The organism is Streptomyces sp. NPDC096205 (genome assembly GCF_044763135.1).
Lineage (GTDB): Bacteria > Actinomycetota > Actinomycetes > Streptomycetales > Streptomycetaceae > Streptomyces.
Genome location: NZ_JBIWFS010000005.1, coordinates 79,518 through 97,294 on the forward strand (window position 1 = coordinate 79,518; position 17,777 = coordinate 97,294).

Here is a 17,777-nt window from a genome sequence, read left to right on the forward strand (position 1 = left end):
GATGTGCGTGCCAGGCCCCGCGACGCCGGCATGATCCAAACGACAGGCCCTAGGGGGTGTGTGCCGCTGTCGTCCCGGAGGAGAGGGGGTGGCCCGAGCGCAGGTGTGCCCTCAGCCACCGCTCCGTGTTGCTCACGTGGAGCAGCGCGGCGGCCTGGCTGAGGGCGGCGTCACGGACGGAGAGGGCGTCGAAGATCGCCTCGTGCTCGGCCAGGGTGCGGCCCGCGGCTTTGTCGTCGACCAGACCGCGCCAGATACGAGCGCGCAGGGTGCGGCCGGAGATCCCTTCCAGGAGGGTGAGGAGAGTTTCATTGCCCGTGGCCGAGACGACGGCGCGGTGGAAGGCGGCGTCGTGGGCGTTGAGCCGTTCGACGTCGTCGCGGGCCTCGCGCATGGCGTCCAGGTGCCGCTTCACCTCGGCGAGCTGCTCATCGGAAATCCGCGTGGCGGCCAGTGCCGTGGCCAGCGGTTCGAGGAGCCGCCGTACCTCCATGAGGTCCTGCAAGGCGGCCGAGTCGCCCTGCAGCAGCTCCACCGCGCCGCCGAGACCCTCCAGGAGCAGGCTCGGCTGCAGGCTGGTCACATAGGTGCCGTCGCCTCGCCGGACCTCGAGGACCCGCGCGACGGCCAGTGCCTTGACCGCTTCCCGGGCGAGGTTGCGGGACAGTCCCAGCTGGGCGGCCAGGTCCGGTTCCGGCGGCAGCTTCGACCCCGGAGGCAGCGCACCGGTCCGGATCAGCTCACGGATCTGTTCGATGGCCTTGTCCGTCAAAGACACCGCGCATCCCTCCCCCACCGTCCCCCGCGGGCACGTCCGACCTGATCAGCCCCTGCCCGCGCAGATCGTCCCAGAGACTGTCAGGGACGCGCTGATCATGAAGCTCCACGTTTCGTCCGACCTGTTCCGGAGTCCGCATGCCGAGGGTGACGTTGATGATACTGGGATGCGTGTACGGGAAGGCGATCGCGGCGGCGGTCACGACGGCCGGCGCCAAGTCGGGCGAGCGGGCGGCCTCGTAGAACTCGAAGCGCCCGAGGGTGTCGACCGGGGCGGGCGCCGGCATCGTGCGGGACTCGACGATGGCGGGCGGCTCCGGTTCACCCTCGGGCGGCACCATGATGTGGGCCGCCTCGACGGGCACGGCGCTCAGCAGGACATGCAGCACGGTGGTGACGTCCAGCAGGCCAGGGGCCAGGTTGAGGTGGACGGTTCTGGCGCGCTCGCCGGGGGCGCTGCTCGCCCGGCCGTCTGATCCTCGGGAGACGCGGTCCGTCTGATCCTCGGGACACACGGTCCGTCTGATCCTCGGGACACGCGAGCGGGGAATCGCCGGCAACCTTTTCACCCCGCGCGGTCACTGAACAGTGCACCATCGGCTCGAGGTTCCGGACGGACGGGTATGAAGACAGCGAGGCAGGCCGCGAGGCAGCGCAGACGCAGAAACAGACGCAGGCTCATGCTGGGCACCACGGTCGCGGTGACCGCCGCCGGCGTTCTCGCCTACCTGGTCATGGGGTCGCACCCCGAGCGGAAGGAAGAGGCAGGACCTGCCACGGTGAAGCCCGCCGCCACCACCCGGGTGAGGGCGACCAACCCGGGCCCGGAGGCGAGCACCCCGGCCGCGCCGGGGACGCCGAGTGTGACCGGAACCCCAGGTCCGACGGCCAGTGGGACAACCACCGCCCCGGCACGGCCGTCGGCCACGCCCACCCCACGATCCCCGCGAACGGCGTCCACCACGGCATCGTCGGCAGGGCGGATTCGGCCCGGCACCACCTACACCGGGGTCGCCACCGCCTACGAGGCCGAGGACGGAGACGGCGCCTGCCTGTTCGGCCCGAGCCCCGACCTCATGATCGCGGCCATGAACACCACGGACTACGAGACCTCCAAGGCGTGCGGCGCATACGTGCTCGTCCGCGCAGGCAACGGCAAGTCGATCACGGTACGGATCACCAACGAATGCCCCCTGCCCTGCGCACCCGGGCAACTCGACCTCAGCCAGGAGGCGTTCGCCAAGCTCGCCGACCTCGAGGTCGGCCGTATCCCGATCACCTGGCAGCTGTTGAGCCCCGCCACCTCCGACACGATCTCCATCAGATACAAGACCGGGTCCAGCCCCTACTGGTGCGGCATCCAGGCGATCAGCCACCGGAACCCGGTCGCCGGCCTGGAGGTCGAGACCGGCGACGGCTGGCGGCGGTTGCCCCGCACCGAATACAACTACTTCCTTTCCGCCGACGGCAGCGGGTGCGGCAACTCGATCCGGATCACGGACATCTACGGAGAACGACTGACCATCACGGGGATCGCGTTGCGGCCGGACGTCGTGCAGGCCACCAGAGTTCAGTTCGCCCAGCACTGACGCTGAGGTCCAGCCGGCCAAGCAGACCGCGCGGACGGCACCCCTGGCTGACGGCTGAGGGGGAGTTATCGAAGCGCATCGACGCGGACGTGGGTGCCAGCAGGCAATCGAGGGACGAGGATACAGAGACCTTCTTCAAGTCGGAGCCCTTGTTTCGCACAAAACATGTCCGTTAACTTCGCCTGGAGGTGAAGCGCTTCGACACTCACCGGAAAGCGCCGGAGTCGCTGCGCGACCACTGACCTGGAAGAGGCCACCATGGAAAAGGCACAGCGGACCTTCCGGTGGGGTCACGAGACCCTGCAACTCGACTTCGTCCTCGCCGATGACGGCGGCGCCCGGCTGGCGCGTCTGGGACTGCCCGGCGAAGGGGGCAGCGCCCCGGGTGCCTCTCTGCCTCTGGTGGAGGTGACGGCCGCGGGTCACGGCCGCGGCTGGTCGGGCAGCCGCCTGATCGGGACCGCTCTCGGCGGGCGACTGCGCCACCGGGCCCATCGCGCGATCCGCGACGGCCACTGGCACACGCTGGTCCTGGAACTCCACGACCCGGAGACCGGGCTGGTCGCCGAGGTGACCTACCGGTCGCCGGACGGCATCCCCGTGCTCCGCAGCGAGGTGACCCTGCGCAACGAAGGGCAGACCACGCTGCACCTGGAGTCGGTCAGCTCGCTCACGGTGGGCTGCCTCACCCCGCCGGACCCGGCAGCCCTCGACGCCGCCGATCTGCTGTGGGCGGACAACGACTGGCTCGCCGAATGCCGCTGGCAGCGACAGCCGATGCGCCGGACCACACCCGACCCCAGCGGACGCGTCCAGTACGGGCATGGCAAGGCCGGCTTCGAACTGACCGGACGGGGCACCTGGTCCAGCTGCGGACACCTCCCCATGGGCGGCCTGACGGACCGGCACACGGGTCGCACCTGGATGTGGCAGATCGAGCACAGCGGCGGCGGCTGGCGCTGGGAGTGCCAAGAGCACGACCACGCCGCCTACGCGACGCTGTTCGGTCCCACCGACACGCACCACGGCTGGCGGCACCCCCTGGAACCCGGCGCCGCCTTCCGCACCGTACCCGTCGCCCTGTCCTTCAGCGCCGACGGCGGCCCCGACGCCGCGTTCGCCGCGCTGACCCGCTACCGCCGCGCCCATCGCCGCCCGCACACCGACCACCAGCGCCTGCCCGTCATCTTCAACGACTACATGAACTGCCTGATGGGAGACCCCAGCACCGACAAGCTGCTGCCGCTGATCGACGCGGCGGCCGACGCGGGCGCAGAATACTTCGTGATCGACGCCGGCTGGTACGACGACAGTGACGGCTGGTGGACCAGCGTCGGCGCCTGGGAACCGTCCGTCTCACGCTTCCCCGGCGAGAGGGGAATCCATCATGTGCTGGACCGTATCCGCGAACATGGCATGGTGCCCGGCCTGTGGCTGGAGCCGGAAGTCATCGGCGTCCACAGCCCCATGGCCAAGTCCCTGCCCGACGGGGCGTTCTTCCGCCGCGACGGCGTCCGGCTGACCGAGTCCGGCCGGCACCACCTGGACCTGCGCCACCCGGCCGCCCGTGCTCACCTGGACCAGGTCGTGGACCGCCTGGTCGGCGAGTGGGGCGTGGGTTACCTCAAGCTCGACCACAACATCGACCCCGGCTCGGGCACCAGCGCCCACCCCGGCGAGCCCCCGGGCGCCGGGCTGCTCGGCCACAACCGTGCCCACCTGGACTGGCTCGACGGCATCCTGGACCGCCATCCGCACCTGGTGGTGGAGAACTGCGCATCCGGCGGCATGCGCTGGGACCACGCCCTGCTGTCGCGGCTGCAACTGCAGTCCACCAGCGACCAGCAGAACCTCCACCTCTACGCGCCCATCGCGGCCTCCGCGCCCACCGCCGTCACCCCCGAGCAGGGCGCCGTCTGGGCCTACCCACAGCCGGAGGACTCCCTCGACGAGGTCGCCTTCACCATGGCCAGCGCCCTCCTCGGCCGCATCCACCTCTCCGGCCGCCTGCCGGAACTGGGGCCCGAGGCCCGCGCCCTGGTCCATGAAGCGGTCACCGTGTACAAGACCGTCCGCGCCGACCTGCCGCAGGCCGAGCCGTCCTGGCCCCTCGGGCTGCCCGGCTGGGACGACCCCTGGATCGCCCTGGCCCTGCACATCCCCGCCACCACCTACCTCACCGTCTGGCGCCGCCCGGGCAGTGCGGCCACCACCACCCTCCGGCTGCCCGAACGGGCGGGCGGAGGCGCAGCCCGTGCCGAGGTGCTGTACCCCGCCGCACGTGGGGCCGTTGCCGTCTGGAACCCGGACACCGCGGACCTCACCGTGACGCTGCCCACCGCACCCTCCGCGGCGCTGCTGCGTATCACCCGCACGGAGCCGGACGCTCCCTGAGTGCCGTCCCTGCTGCCCACCCGACGAAAGGACGACCAAGGGTGCCCGCTCAGAACCAGCCCGCCCGCGCCGCGAACCCCGTGCTCCCCGGGTTCCATCCCGACCCGAGCATCTGCCGGGTCGGCGACGACTACTACCTCGCCTGCTCCAGCTTCGAGTACTTCCCCGGCGTACCTCTCTTCCACAGCCGTGACCTGGTGCACTGGCGGCAGATCGGCAACGTACTGGACCGGCCGGAGCAGTTGCGTCTGCCGGCCTCCATGCCGTCCTCGGGCGGCATCTATGCCCCCACCCTGCGCCATCACGACGGCCGTTTCTGGCTGATCGTCACCAACTGCAGCGAGGGCGGCGGCAACCTGGTCGTCACGGCCACCGACCCGGCCGGACCCTGGTCGGATCCGATCCCGGCACCAGGCGTGCCCGGTATCGATCCCGACCTGGCCTGGGACGAGGACGGCACCTGCTGGTGCACGGTCGCCGGGGTCGCGCAGGTTCGCCTGGACCCGTCCACCGGCAAGACGTACGGAGCCCCGCGCAAGCTCTGGTCCGGCGGCCCCGGCGCCAAAGCCCCGGAGGCGCCGCACCTGTACCGGATCGGCGGCTACTGGTATCTGCTCATCGCCGAGGGCGGCACCGAGCGTGGCCACGGCGTGTCCATCGCCCGCGGCCGTACGCCGTCCGGCCCGTTCGAGCCGTGCCCGGCCAACCCGGTCCTCACCCACCGCGGCACCGACCACCCCGTGCAGAACACGGGCCACGCGGACCTGGTCCAGGGCCCCGACGGGTCCTGGTGGATGGTCTTCCTCGGCGTACGACCGCGCGGCGGCACGCCCGGCTGGCATGTGCTCGGCCGGGAGACCTTCCTCGCCCCCGTGACCTGGCAGGACGGCTGGCCCATCGTCGGCGAGGTCACCCTGGACCTGTCCGCGCTCCCCTGGCCCCTCTCCCCCGGCCCCGTCGAAGAGCAACGCGACGACTTCGAGCTCGGCGAACTCGGGCCGGCCTGGATCTCCGTGCGGGACCGCCGCGCCGAGCTCTGCTCCACCAAGGAGCGCCCCGGATGGCTGACGCTTCGCGCACGGGGCGGCTCCCTGGACGAGCCCGACGTGGTGTTCACCGGCCGCCGCCAGCAGCACCTGTCGTGCCGGGCGCGCACCCTGGTCGATTCCTCGGCAGGCCGCGGCGGGCTCGCGGTCCGGCTGGACGAGCGGCACCACTACCCGATCGAGGCGTCCGGGACGAACGTACGGGTGATCGCCCGCGTCGGCTCCCTGCGCACGGTCGTGGCCGAACGCGCCGTACCCGCCGGGCCACTGGTCCTGGCCGTCACCCTCACGGACCCCCCGCCTCCGCACGGGCCGTGCACGGGGCCCGACATCGTCTCCCTCGGCATCGAACGACCCGACGGCACGTTCACCGAGCTCGCGGGCCTCGACGGCCGCTACCTGTCGACCGAGGCCGCCGGCGGTTTCACCGGCCGTGTCATCGGCATGTACGCGGCCCAAGGCACCGTCCACTTCGACTGGTTCGACTACGAGCCCCTCGAAGGCTGAACCGGCCGAAGGGCACGACGAAGGTCGTCGACCGGGCGCTCGACGAGGGCCTGTACGTCGTGCTCAACGTCCACCACGACTCGTGGGCGTGGATCAAGAAGTTGCCCGCCGACCACGACGGAGCAGAAGGCCAAGCTCCTGAACGAGCTGAACACCTCCTTCCACAAGATCGTCCGCTCCTCGGGTTCCGGGAACACCGACCGCCTGCTCGTGCTGCCCACCTCGGTGCGTACGGCCTGCTCGGCCGGCCCGACCACAACCGTCCCTCCCTTCGAAAGGAATTGCCGGCTTGAGGCAACCTTTGCTGAGCCTGTGACGACGAGGAAGCGGATCCGGCCGGTTTCGGCTGGCCGATCCGTCTTTCCTCCGCTGAACAGGACGCAAGGAGAACAGCCCTCCCATGAACAACCTCACGAACCGCGGGCGTCACCGCCGTCGCTGGACCGCCACCGGCCTCCTGTTCGGTGTGCCCGCCCTCGTCGTGCCGTACTTCCTGTTCGTGCAGGAGGACTCACAGGCCGGCACGGCGCAGACCCGGGCCGCGGCCGGACCGTACGTGTGGAAGAACGCCCAGGTGGTGGGCGGCGGTTACGTCACCGGGCTGGTGTTCAACCCGCGCGAGAAGGGTCTGCTGTACGCGCGCACCGACATGGGCGGCGCCTACCGCTGGGACACCGGGGCCGAGCGGTGGATCCCGCTGACCGACTGGATCGGCGAGAAGGACTGGAACCTGCTCGGCATCGATTCGGTGGCGACCGACCCCGTCGACCCCAGGCGGCTCTACCTCGCGGCGGGCACCTACACCAACGACTGGGCCGGCAACGGAGCGATCCTGCGCTCCACCGACCGGGGCCGCACCTTCAAGCGCACCAACCTGCCGTTCAAGCTGGGCGGCAACGAGGACGGCCGCGGGGCGGGCGAACGGCTGGTGATCGACCCCGCGCACAACGGCACCCTGCTGCTCGGCACCCGCAGGAACGGCCTGTGGCGCAGCACCGACCACGGCGTGACATGGCGGCAGGTCTCGTCGTTCCCGGTCAAGGACGGGGCGAGCAGCGGTGCGGGCATCTCCTTCGTGACGTACGGGCCGACCGGCAGCAAGACGGTCTACGTCGGCGTCGCCGACAGTTCCACCTCCCTCTACCGCTCCACCGACGGCGGCAGCACCTGGCAGGCCGTCCCTGGGCAGCCCACCGGCCTGCTGCCGCAGCACGGCGTGCTCTCCGGCGACGGCTCGCTGTATCTGACGTACACGAACGCCCTCGGACCCAACGGCGTGACGGGCGGTTCGGTGTGGAAGTACACGCCGGCCGGCGGGGGGTGGAAGAACGTCTCCCCGTCCAGCGGCGCTTACGGCTTCTCCGGCCTGGCCGTCGACCCGCGCAAGCCCTCCACGGTGATGGTCACCACCCTCGGCCGCTGGTGGCCCGAGGACGAGATCTACCGCAGCATCGACGGCGGCACGACGTGGAAGGCACTGGCCGACAAGTCGGTGCGGAGCGCCTCCGCCGCTCCCTACGTCGGCACCCACACCGGGCACTGGATGACCGCCCTGGCCATCGACCCGTTCAACTCCGGGCACGTGCTGTACGGCACCGGCAACGGCATCTGGCGCAGCAAGGACGCCACCGCCGGCGACAGCGGCGGCAACAGCCACTGGACGTCGGGGGCGCGAGGACTGGAGGAGACCGCGCTGATGGACGCGATCGCCCCTCCGGGCGGCGCCACCGTCATCACCGCCATGGGCGACCAGGGCGGTTTCCGCCACGGCTCCCTGACCAAGGTGCCCGCCGGGCGGCTGAAGAACCCGATGATGACCAACAGCACCGACATCGACTTCGCCCAGTCCCGCCCGTCGATGATGGTCCGCGTCGGCCGTGGCGGCGCGCAGGACGGCGCCTACTCCACCGACGGCGGCCGCAGCTGGAGCGGTTTCAAGGCGGAGCCGGTGGCCGGCGCCCAGGACGGCCATGTCGCGCTCGCGGCGGACGGCTCCGCCATCGTCTGGACGCAGGCCGGCCAGGTCCCGTACCGCTCGACCGACCAGGGGGCGAGCTGGTCGAAGGTCAGCGGGCTGGACACCGACGCCGTGGTCGTCGCCGACCGCTCCTCGGCCAGGACGTTCTACTCGCTGTCCGGCGGCAGGCTCTACGCCAGTACCGACGGCGGCGCGACCTTCACCGCCCGCGCCGGCAACCTGCCCGACGGCCGGCTCACGGCCGTGCCCGGCGTCGCCGGGGACCTGTGGATCGCCGGCGGTGCCAAGGGGCTGCTGCACTCCACCGACGGCGGCCGCACCTTCACCACGCTCACCACGGTGAAGGCCGCCTCCGCCCTCGGCTTCGGCAAGGCCGCCCCGGGCGCCTCCTACCAGGCCCTGTACCTGATCGGCACCGTCAAGGACGTCACGGGCGTCTTCCGCTCCACCGACAAGGGCGCCACCTGGCTCCGCGTCAACGACCAGGCGCACCAATGGGGCAGCATCGGCTCCGTCGGCGTCATCACCGGCGACCCCGACACCTACGGCCGCGTCTACGTCGGCACCAACGGACGCGGCCTCCAGTACGGCGACCCGTCCTGACCCCACCGCCTGTCACCCGTACTCCCTCTCACCAGCTCATCGGCAGGCCCGCGATGAATGACGTGAGCCGGTCGGCGATGAGTCGGTCGTCGTGCGCCGAGTAGTGCCAGTGGCAGCCCAGGAAGTCCAGCCCGGTGTCGTCGAGGAACCAGTAGCGGACCCGGTTGTCACCGGCGTCGTGGCGGGCCTTGACCACCTGCTGGACATGGGCGGCGAACCGGCCTGCGCCGACTGCCACGATGGTGGTCGTGTCGCCGTACCGCGTCCGCAGCTTCTGCAGGAAGTCGCCGTACGCGGTGCGGTAGGCGGCCGCGAGGCTGTCGGGCGTCCATGGCTCACCGGGGTTGACGGCGGTCGAGAAGTCGTTGGTGCCGAGGTTGACCACCACGAGCTGAGGACGCCAGGTGCCCGGGTTCTGCCAGACGTCGCCAGGCACGTTCAGCAGGGCGCGGTCGTAGAACGTCCGGTACGTCACGTCGGGAGAGCCGCCGTTGTAGTTGCGCACCATGCCGAGGCCCGAGTAGCCGTTGATCTGGTAGTCGGCGTTCAACCGCCGGGCGGTGAGGGCGCCGTAGCTCACGTCGGCGTCGGTGGTCCGCCTGACCTGCTCCCCGGTGCAGTCTCGGGAGGTCGAGAGGTTGCCGTAGCCCACCGTGAGGGAGTCCCCGATGAACTCGATCTGGCGGTTGCGGGCCGCCGGCTTGCTCAGTACGGCGCCGCCCGGCGCGGCGACGAAGCCTCCGAACGTGCTGGTGTCGCCCGGGCTGTCGTTGCGTTTGACGAGCCGTACGGTGTGCTCGCGGTCCTGCAGTCCGCTGATCCAGTGTGTGGTGTCGCCGGGGGTGACGAGTGTGGTGACGGTGGCTCCGTCGACCTGGACGTCGTAGTCGGCGGCCGAGTCGTTGAGCACGATGCCCACGCCGGTGCCCCTGACGCGGCCCTCGAAGTACACGCCGGGCCAGCTGTACTGCACCGCGTTGCCGGCGTCCTTCACTCGCCCCGCGGTGTGCACCTGCGCCAGCACTCCCGTGGCGCGGACCGGTCGCCACTGCTGGCCGGCCCCGTCGTGGCGGGACCACTGCTGGAGACGGGCGCCGTCGGCGGTGCTCGCGCCGGACACGTCGAATGCCGTGCCGCCGGCCCGGTTGACCAGCCCGTACCCCGCGTTCGGATCCGCGGTGGCCGCCTGTGCCGTCCCGGCGCCACCGAGCGCGGACAGGGGCGTCGCAAGCAAGGCGGTCACCACGCTCAGTACCGCCGCCAGGGGCCTCCCGCGACTCCGCCACGGCGCCCTGAGTGTCATATTCGTTCCCTTCACGGGGGGTTCGAAATTTCGGTCGGCATTCGGAAACCTGGACTGCCTCACGGATACTAGAGAGGCACCCGACCATGTCAACACCCCTTGCGCCGCAGCCCTTCACGGGATCGAGCACACTTTCGTGAGGTCGATCCGCGGGCGCCTCGACACCGTCGAGGGCGTCGGCTGCCTCGAGATGTCAGACGAATTCCGCGACGGTCATCAGGCGCTGGAGCGGACGACCAGGCGGGCGGGAAGGATCAGCGGGGTGGGGTCCTGCCCGTTGACTGCCGCGACGAGCATGCGCGCCATCTCCCGTCCGAGAGCCTCTATGGGCTGATGGACGGTGGTGAGCGGCGGGTCGGCGATCCGGGCGACCGTCAGGTCGTCGAAGCCGACCACGGCGACGTCGGCGGGGACTCGCCGGCCGGCCTCCCGCAGCGTGCGCAGCGCTCCCGCCGCCATGTTGTCGTTGGCGGCGAACACCCCGTCCACGTCAGGGTGGTCCGCCAGCAGTGCGACCATGGCTGCCGCTCCGCTGGGCTCGGTGAAGTCCCCCTCCAGCGGGGGAAACGGATCGAGACCGGCGCCCAGCACGGCGTCACGGTAGCCGCGATACCGGGCGCGCCCGGCCTCGGTGTCCATACGCCCGCAGATCGCCGCCACGCGCCTGCGGCCGCCCGAGACCAGATGCTCGGTCGCCTCGCGCGCTCCGCCGACGTTGTCGATGTCGACGTACCACCGGGGAGTCGAGCCGACCGGGCGTCCGCCGAACACGACGGGCATCTGCGCCTCCTCGGCCATCTGCGTCAGCGGGTCGTCCTCGCGCAGCGCCATCAGCATGACGCCGTCGGCGCCCCTGGACCGAAGGAGTTCCGCCACCCGCTTGCGGCCCCGGTCGGTAGCGGCCAGGCACAGCATCAGATGCAGGTCGGCCTCCTCCAGCGCGGCCGAAGCCCCCACGATCACCTGGGCGAAGAACGGGTCGGCGAAGATCGACGGATCCTCTCCCGAGACGACCAGGGCAGCCGCTCCCGTCTGACGGGTGGCCAGCGCGCGGGCGGTCGGATTGGGTACGTAACCGAGCTGGCGCACAGCCCGTTCGACCGCCTCACGCTTGGCACGGCTGACGTGCGGAGCGTTGTTGAGGGCGCGGGAGGCAACTGAGCGGGAGACACCGGCGCGTTCGGCCACCTCGTCGAGCGTCGGATGCCGACGCGGCGCATCTTCTGGCATGAATCGGGAGTCTGTCACAGGTGGGGAGCCCTCAAGCCACTGGAAGCGCTTCCAGATCGCTGGCTCACCGGAGCGCACGTCCGCCGTGGAGATCGGATGTGTTCTCGCCTTGCGCGAACCATTGACAGCTCAACCATCCAGTCACACGATTGGGACCGCTTCCAGTGGGAGCGCTCCCAAGCACCCCTGTATCCCCCATCCCCGTCAGGAAACCGAGGTACTGTCATGCGCCTCAGGCTCCGCGCCACGGTGGCAGCGCTCTGTGCTCTGCCGCTGGCGTTCGCCGTCGCACCGTCCGCCCACGCGGCCGACCCGACCACCATGACCAGTGGGTTCTACGTGGACCCCGACTCCAGCGCGAAGCGGTGGGTGGCCGCCAACCCCGGCGACGGGCGGGCCGCCGCGATCAACGCCTCGATCGCCAACACCCCGATGGCCCGCTGGTTCGGCTCCTGGAGCGGCACCATCGGCACGGCCACGGGTGCCTACGTCGGAGCGGCGGACCAGCGGGACAAGCTGCCCATCCTCGTCGCCTACAACGTCTACAACCGCGACTACTGCGGCGGGCACTCAGCGGGCGGTGCCGCCTCGCCGTCCGCCTACGCCAGTTGGATCGCCCAGTTCGCCGGCGGGATCGCGAGCCGTCCGGCCGTCGTCATCCTCGAACCCGACTCCCTCGGGGACTACGGCTGCATGACGCAGGCCCAGATCGACGAACGCGAGGCCATGCTCTCCGGCGCACTCGCCGAGTTCAGCCGCCAGGCCCCCAACACCTGGGTCTACATGGACGCCGGCAACCCGGGCTGGGTCAGTGCGGCGACCATGGCCCGGCGCCTGCACGAAGCGGGCCTCCGTCAGGCCCACGGCTTCTCGCTCAACGTCTCCAACTACTTCACCACCGCCGAGAACACCGCTTTCGGCAATGCCGTCAACAGCGAACTCAGTGCCCGCTACGGCTACACCAAGCCGTTCGTCGTGGACACCAGCCGCAACGGCAACGGCTCCAACGGACAGTGGTGCAACCCCTCCGGCCGCCGCATCGGCACGCCCACCCGGACGGGCGGAGGCGCCGAGATGCTCCTGTGGATCAAGACCCCGGGTGAGTCGGACGGCAACTGCGGCGTGGGAACCGGCTCCACGGCCGGGCAGTTCCTCCCCGAGGTCGCCTACAAGATGATCTACGGCTACTGATCCAGGACTCCCGCCGCCGGCGCTTCGCGCCGCCTGATCCCGTACAGGCGACCGGCAGTCCACCGGGGCGGCGGGCGTCTTCCGCCACCACCTCACCGACCAGGAAGCAACCATGGAACCACGCAGCCCACGGCGTCGCACGGCCGCCGTCGTCGCGGCCCTCACCGCCTTCACCGCGTTCACCGCCTTCACCGCTCTCACCGCGACACAGGCGCAGGCGCAGGTGCGGGCGCAGGCCACACCCGCGCAGGACGTGATCACCCCGGCCACGAAGTTCTACGTGGATCCGCACAGCAAGGCCGCGAAGCAGGCGCTCGTGGACTTCCAGAACGGCGACGTCGAGAACGCCGTGAACATGGCCAAGCTGGCGAGCCGGCCGCAGGCCGAGTGGTTCACCGAGGGCACGCCCGACGAGGTGCGCTCCAAGGTGAGCAGTCTCGTCCGTCGGGCACGGGCCGTGGGCCGCACGCCCGTCCTGGTCGCCTACAACGTCCCGGGCCGGGACTGCACGCAGTACTCCAGCGGCGGAGCCGCGTCGTCCGCCGCCTACCGGCAGTGGATCGACGCCTTCGCCGCCGGGATCGGCGACAGCAAGGCGGTGGTCGTCGTGGAACCCGACGGCACGGCCCTCCTTCCGAAGGACTGCGGACCCACCGTGGACCCGACCGGCGAACGCACGGCCGCCCGGATCGCCGACCTCGCCTACGCCGTCAGGACCCTGAAGGCCAAGGCCCGCACCGCGGTGTACCTGGACGCGGGGAACGTCCAGTGGCGCCCCGTCGGCGAGATGGCGCAGCGGCTGCTGGACGCCGGGGTCCGGTACAGCGACGGCTTCGCCCTGAACGTGTCCAACACCCATCCCACCGACGACAACGCCAGGTACGGGACCTGGATCGCGAAGTGCATGTGGTTCGCCACCGAGGCACGCGGTGACGCCGGCTCGTGCGCCGGCCAGTACTACTCGTCCGCCGCCCCCAACGACGGCGTCCCCGGCAACGCCGTCTCCTCCACCGACCCCACCACCTGGCGGTGGACCGACGCCTGGTTCGACCAGCACGTGGGTACCCCGCCGGCCGACGAGCTGCGCCACTTCGTCATCGACACCAGCCGCAACGGTCTGGGCGCCTGGACCCCGGAGCCGGGCAAGTACACCGGGGACCCGGAGATCTGGTGCAACGCGCCCGGCCGTGGCCTCGGCCCGCGCCCCACCGCCGACACCGGTGTCCCCCTCGTCGACGCCTACCTGTGGATCAAGATCCCCGGTGAGTCCGACGGCAGCTGCACGCGCAACACCGGCGGCGCGATCGACCCCGAGTACGGCATCGTCGACCCGCCCGCCGGCACCTGGTGGCCCGACCAGGCCCACACTCTGGCCCGTAACGCGGCACCGCGTCTGACGTTCGGCCGCTGAGCTCTGCTCAAGTCCTGGTGCTGTCCTCCAGCTTCTCGAAGAGGAACTCGTGCTTGAGGAAGGAGACGTCGTACTCGTGACCCGGTTGAGGCGGCAGAAGCTGGGAGGCCTGGAAGAGGCGCCACCCGTCTCGCAGCGCGGCCAGTCCTGTGGGGTAGGGCGGTTCGTCGCTGTCTCCGGTCGTCGGCCGGGTCCGGCCGGTCCCGTCGTAGCGGGACCAGCCCACGACGTGGGAGTCGAGCGCCGACGTCGAGAGGTAGAGGACCAGGATCTGCTGCCTCATGCGTGACTCCTCAGGGCGGGGCGGTTGCTGACGCGCGTGACCCAGTGGTCGACGTCGAACGAGTCGTCGCCGGTCAGGGCCCGCCACAGCAGGACCCGGTGGTAGATCTCCAGTCGGCCGGTGGCCTGCTCGTACCAGGGGAACCAGGTGCCGAGTTCCGCGGTCACGGCCGGGTCGTGCAGGTCGGAGGTGTCCCACAGGCGCACCTGCGGCACGGTCGGGTTGAGGCGCAGTTTGTACATGTGGCGCGGGCGCCCGGTGTCGTTGCGCCGGCCGCCGTGCCAGATGCCGTGGTGCACCAGGACGACCGTGCCGGCCGGGCAGGTCAGCCGTGTCTGGCCCCGGAGGTTCTGCACGCGGCCGATGTCCGTCTCGTTGACTCTGCGCAGATGGCTTCCGGGCACGCTGAGCGTGCCGCCCATCCCGGCGGTCACCTCGTGCGGGTAGTACATGAGCTGGAGGTCGAACGCGTCCGGCCGTACGTCGATGATGGCGTCCGCGTGCAGCGGCTGGGCCTGTCCCTCGTGCGGCTCGCGCACATGCACGGCATGGTGGTCGACGGTCGGGTCGGGCCCGACCAGGCTCTCCACCGCGCCGGCGACGACCGGGAGGGCGAGCAGGTCGTGGATGAAGGTGTCGCTGGGGAACGCCTTCCCCAGGGGAGTGCCGTAGGCCACGGCCGGCAGGCCCTCGGTCAGGGTCGCGACGGCCCGTTCGTTGATCTCCTGCGGCACCACCGCCTCCAGGCGCAGGAATCCCTGCGCGACGAAGCGCGCCACCTGAACCGATGTCAGGAGGTGTCTGCTGGTTGGCATGCGACGAACGTACGGGTCCCGCCGGGCTCGGGTCGTGGGCTGAAATCATCCACTGCTGGTAATTTTCCGGCCTCGTGAAGCTCGCAACGCTACGGCTCGACGAGCCGCCCACGGTGGTCGCCGCCGGCATCGGGATCCACGGTGTCTCCACCGCACACGACGTCTTCCGGCTGCCCGACCTGTGGCAGTTGCACCTCTACCACTACGAGGGTGTTCTGTCCCTCGGGCAGTCGGTCCACCCGATACGCCCCGGCCATGTGAGCCTCGTGCCGCCGGACACAGAGGTGCAGTTTCACTACCGGGGCAGGTCGGAGCACTTCTACGTCCACCTACGGCTGCACGACAGCGGGACCGCGCGGGTGGTCCCGGTGATGCAGGACGCCGCGGCCGAGAGCACCCGTCTCGCCGAGCTGCTCCGGCACGCGGTGGCGGCCATGGCGACCTCTCCTCCGCGAGCCACCGCCGAGGTCTGGGCCGCGCTGTGGCGTGTCGCCGAGCTGCCGGGGGACGACGGAGCCCGCGGCCACCACCCCTTCGTGGCCGCCGCGCAGGCCTATGTCGAGGAACACCTGGCCGGCCCGCTGTCCGTACCGGACGTCGCTCGCGCCGTCGGCGTCTCCCACAGCCATCTGACGCGCCTGTTCCGCGCGGAGACCGGTCGCACGGTCGTGTCGTACATCCGGCACCGGCGCCTGCAACGCGCCCGCCACCTGCTGTTGTCCTCGACCCTCTCCATCACCGCCGTCGCCGCGGCCGTGGGCATCGCCGACCTCCAGGCGTTCAACAAGGCCTGCCGCCGCGAACTCGGCGCGAGCCCGCGCGACGTACGCGCTGCCGGTTCCGCCGGGCACGTTTCGACCCGTTGACGCCGGCGGCGACCACCTCCGCCTCACCTGTCAGGGATGGGGCGGCAGGGTGGGCAGGCCCGGCGGTGGTTCCGGCCAGACCAGCAGCACAGGACAGGGCGCGTGGTCGACGACGAAGCGGCCGGCCGGGCCCAGACTGTGCGGGCCGAGGTGCGTACGGTCACCGTCACGCGCCAGGATCAGCAGGTCAGCGCCCTCGGCCGCGGTTACGACCTCGCGCTCCACGCGACCGGTGCGCTCGATACGCCTACAGGCGCGCCCCAGCCGGTCGGCAGCGGCCTGGAGCAGTTCCTGCGCGGAGGCGGCGGCGAGTTGTTCCAGCCGCGTACCGGGATCGCGCTCCGGGTGCCCGCGGCCGAGCAGCCCGGCGAAGGCGCCGTGGGCCGCGCCGGGGACATCGGCCGGGGTGACGTGCAGCAGCACGACATCGGTGTCCGCCGGGGTGCGGGCCCGGGCGGCGTCCACGCAGGCGGGCCAGGTGCCCTCGACGATCCAGACGACCACAGCCATGGGGTCAGCCTCCTCCGATCACGGTGAGCGAGACCCACAGTGCCGGCACCGCGGCTCCCAGGCTCGCGGGTACCGCGTACACGCCGAGCCGGGTGAACTCCCGCAACTCGACCTCGCCCTCGTGGGCATGGACGATACGCCGCCACAGCAAGGTGGCCAGCGAGCCCGCGTAGGTGAGGTTGGGGCCGATGTTCACCCCGAGCAGGACCGCGAGGACCGCGCCGGGCCCCGACGGGACGGTCAGCGGCAGCAGCACCAGGACCGCGGGCAGATTGTTGATCACGTTCGCGAGTACGGCGGCCAGCGCGGCGACGGCGAGCAGCTCGGGCAGACCGGTGCCGTCGGGGATCAGGTGCCCCAGAGCCTCGTCGAGCCCGTTGTCCACGACCGCCCGGACGACGACTCCCAGCGCCAGTACGAAGGCGAGGAAGGGCACGGAGGCAGCGCTCACCAGCGCCCGAGGAGTGGTACGGCGCCGCAGCAGAGCCCTGATGGCGAGGGCCAGTGCTCCCGCCAGGGCCGCCCAGGCCGGGTCGATCCCGATGGCCGAGGTCAGGACGAACCCGGCCAGTGTGCATCCCACGGTCACCAGGGCGAACATCGGCAACGGCGGGGGCGCGCCGGTGATGGCCGTCTGGGCCCCGGCGTCCAGGTCGGTGGCGAAGAAGCGGCGGAAGACCAGGTACTCGACGGCGATCGCGGCCACCCAGGGCAGTGCCATGAGCGCGGCGAAGCGGGTGAAGCTCAGCCCGCTGGCGGTGAACGCCAAAAGGTTGGTCAGGTTCGAGACGGGAAGCAGCAGTGAGGCCGTGTTCGACAGGTGGGTGCAGGCGTAGACATGCGGTTTGGGGCGTGCGCCGAGCCGGGCGGCGGTGGCGAACACCACCGGTGTCAGCAGCACCACCGTGGCGTCCAGGCTGAGCACCGCCGTGATGGCCGACGCGGCGACGAACACCTGGGCCAGCAGCCGGCGCGGCCGGCCGGCAGCGGTGCGCGCCATCCACGCCCCGCATGCGCGGAACAGCCCGTCGTCGTCACAGAGCTGAGCCAGTACGAGGACGGCCGCGAGGAAACCGACCACTGGGGCGAGCCGTTCGACCTCGTCCAGGGCGGCGTCCGGTGAGATCGCCCCTGTGACGATCACCAGGGCCGCCGCCGGGACGGCCACCACCGCCTCCGGCCAGCCGAAGGGGCGGACGATGGCGCAGGCCAGCACCAGGACGAGCAGGGCCGCGGACAGTGTCTCCGCGAGCTGGGTGTTCAGGGTCTGTTCC

At 71.1% G+C, this 17,777-nt stretch carries 14 protein-coding genes and 3 pseudogenes; 8 read left to right on the forward strand and 9 right to left on the reverse strand.

What is annotated here, in order from left to right:
- Window positions 1–49: 49 nt before the first annotated feature.
- The 3 genes and pseudogenes from ACIQ6Y_RS19595 to ACIQ6Y_RS19605 form a co-directional block, all read right to left on the reverse strand.
- Complete coding sequence (locus ACIQ6Y_RS19595; protein WP_404040292.1) at window positions 50–778, reverse strand: FadR/GntR family transcriptional regulator; 729 nt, start codon at window positions 776–778, stop codon at window positions 50–52.
- Window positions 769–974, reverse strand: a pseudogene (locus ACIQ6Y_RS19600) (aldo/keto reductase); the annotation flags it as partial. The gene ACIQ6Y_RS19595 and the pseudogene ACIQ6Y_RS19600, both read right to left, overlap by 10 nt.
- A 63-nt stretch (window positions 975–1,037) precedes the next feature.
- Window positions 1,038–1,346 (reverse strand): annotated as a pseudogene (locus tag ACIQ6Y_RS19605) (hypothetical protein); the annotation flags it as partial.
- A 111-nt stretch (window positions 1,347–1,457) separates the two neighbouring features.
- On the opposite strand from ACIQ6Y_RS19605, the gene ACIQ6Y_RS19610 reads away from it, so the two are divergent.
- The 5 genes and pseudogenes from ACIQ6Y_RS19610 to ACIQ6Y_RS19630 all read left to right on the forward strand — a co-directional run bounded on the left by ACIQ6Y_RS19610 (window position 1,458) and on the right by ACIQ6Y_RS19630 (window position 8,894).
- The gene (locus tag ACIQ6Y_RS19610; RefSeq protein ID WP_404040295.1) at window positions 1,458–2,366 is read left to right on the forward strand and encodes an expansin EXLX1 family cellulose-binding protein; all 909 of its coding nucleotides are present in this window, start codon (window positions 1,458–1,460) and stop codon (window positions 2,364–2,366) included.
- Window positions 2,367–2,624: 258 nt separating this feature from the next.
- Entirely contained in the window at window positions 2,625–4,760 is a 2,136-nt protein-coding gene (locus ACIQ6Y_RS19615) for an alpha-galactosidase (RefSeq protein WP_404040298.1), read from the forward strand.
- Between the two features lie 41 nt (window positions 4,761–4,801).
- The gene (locus tag ACIQ6Y_RS19620) at window positions 4,802–6,313 is read left to right on the forward strand and encodes a glycoside hydrolase family 43 protein (protein ID WP_404040301.1); all 1,512 of its coding nucleotides are present in this window, start codon (window positions 4,802–4,804) and stop codon (window positions 6,311–6,313) included.
- Window positions 6,314–6,333: 20 nt separating this feature from the next.
- Window positions 6,334–6,535 (forward strand): annotated as a pseudogene (locus tag ACIQ6Y_RS19625) (cellulase); the annotation flags it as partial.
- Between the two features lie 178 nt (window positions 6,536–6,713).
- Window positions 6,714–8,894 carry a WD40/YVTN/BNR-like repeat-containing protein gene (locus ACIQ6Y_RS19630; protein ID WP_404040304.1) on the forward strand — a complete coding sequence of 727 codons (2,181 nt, stop codon included), beginning with the start codon at window positions 6,714–6,716 and terminating at the stop codon, window positions 8,892–8,894.
- 28 nt (window positions 8,895–8,922) lie between these two features.
- Here the strand turns inward: ACIQ6Y_RS19630 and ACIQ6Y_RS19635 are convergent, their stop codons facing one another.
- Both ACIQ6Y_RS19635 and ACIQ6Y_RS19640 read right to left on the reverse strand, forming a co-directional pair.
- Window positions 8,923–10,140 carry an SGNH/GDSL hydrolase family protein gene (locus ACIQ6Y_RS19635; protein ID WP_404040307.1) on the reverse strand — a complete coding sequence of 406 codons (1,218 nt, stop codon included), beginning with the start codon at window positions 10,138–10,140 and terminating at the stop codon, window positions 8,923–8,925.
- Window positions 10,141–10,413: 273 nt separating this feature from the next.
- Window positions 10,414–11,427, reverse strand: coding sequence for a LacI family DNA-binding transcriptional regulator (locus ACIQ6Y_RS19640; protein ID WP_404040310.1), 1,014 nt, complete (start codon window positions 11,425–11,427; stop codon window positions 10,414–10,416).
- A 225-nt stretch (window positions 11,428–11,652) separates the two neighbouring features.
- Between ACIQ6Y_RS19640 and ACIQ6Y_RS19645 the strand changes: the two genes are divergently transcribed.
- Window positions 11,653–12,618, forward strand: coding sequence for a glycoside hydrolase family 6 protein (locus tag ACIQ6Y_RS19645; RefSeq protein ID WP_404040313.1), 966 nt, complete (start codon window positions 11,653–11,655; stop codon window positions 12,616–12,618).
- A gap of 112 nt (window positions 12,619–12,730) precedes the next feature.
- On the forward strand, window positions 12,731–14,029 hold the full coding sequence (locus ACIQ6Y_RS19650; protein ID WP_404040316.1) for a glycoside hydrolase family 6 protein: 1,299 nt from the start codon (window positions 12,731–12,733) through the stop codon (window positions 14,027–14,029).
- 7 nt (window positions 14,030–14,036) lie between these two features.
- Here the strand turns inward: ACIQ6Y_RS19650 and ACIQ6Y_RS19655 are convergent, their stop codons facing one another.
- Both ACIQ6Y_RS19655 and ACIQ6Y_RS19660 read right to left on the reverse strand, forming a co-directional pair.
- On the reverse strand, window positions 14,037–14,312 hold the full coding sequence (locus tag ACIQ6Y_RS19655) for a hypothetical protein (RefSeq protein WP_404040319.1): 276 nt from the start codon (window positions 14,310–14,312) through the stop codon (window positions 14,037–14,039).
- Complete coding sequence (locus ACIQ6Y_RS19660) at window positions 14,309–15,127, reverse strand: phytanoyl-CoA dioxygenase family protein (protein WP_404040322.1); 819 nt, start codon at window positions 15,125–15,127, stop codon at window positions 14,309–14,311. Before ACIQ6Y_RS19660 ends, ACIQ6Y_RS19655 begins: the two co-directional genes overlap by 4 nt.
- A gap of 74 nt (window positions 15,128–15,201) precedes the next feature.
- Here ACIQ6Y_RS19660 and ACIQ6Y_RS19665 point away from each other — a divergent pair, with 74 nt between their 5' ends.
- The gene (locus ACIQ6Y_RS19665; protein WP_404040324.1) at window positions 15,202–15,993 is read left to right on the forward strand and encodes a helix-turn-helix domain-containing protein; all 792 of its coding nucleotides are present in this window, start codon (window positions 15,202–15,204) and stop codon (window positions 15,991–15,993) included.
- Window positions 15,994–16,023: 30 nt separating this feature from the next.
- On the opposite strand, the gene ACIQ6Y_RS19670 is transcribed toward ACIQ6Y_RS19665, so the two are convergent.
- Both ACIQ6Y_RS19670 and ACIQ6Y_RS19675 read right to left on the reverse strand, forming a co-directional pair.
- Window positions 16,024–16,503 (reverse strand): universal stress protein, encoded by a 480-nt coding sequence (locus ACIQ6Y_RS19670; protein WP_404040327.1) that lies wholly within the window; start codon window positions 16,501–16,503, stop codon window positions 16,024–16,026.
- 4 nt (window positions 16,504–16,507) lie between these two features.
- Window positions 16,508–17,767, reverse strand: a complete 1,260-nt coding sequence (locus ACIQ6Y_RS19675; protein ID WP_404041521.1) for an SLC13 family permease — start codon at window positions 17,765–17,767, stop codon at window positions 16,508–16,510.
- Window positions 17,768–17,777: the final 10 nt, after the last annotated feature.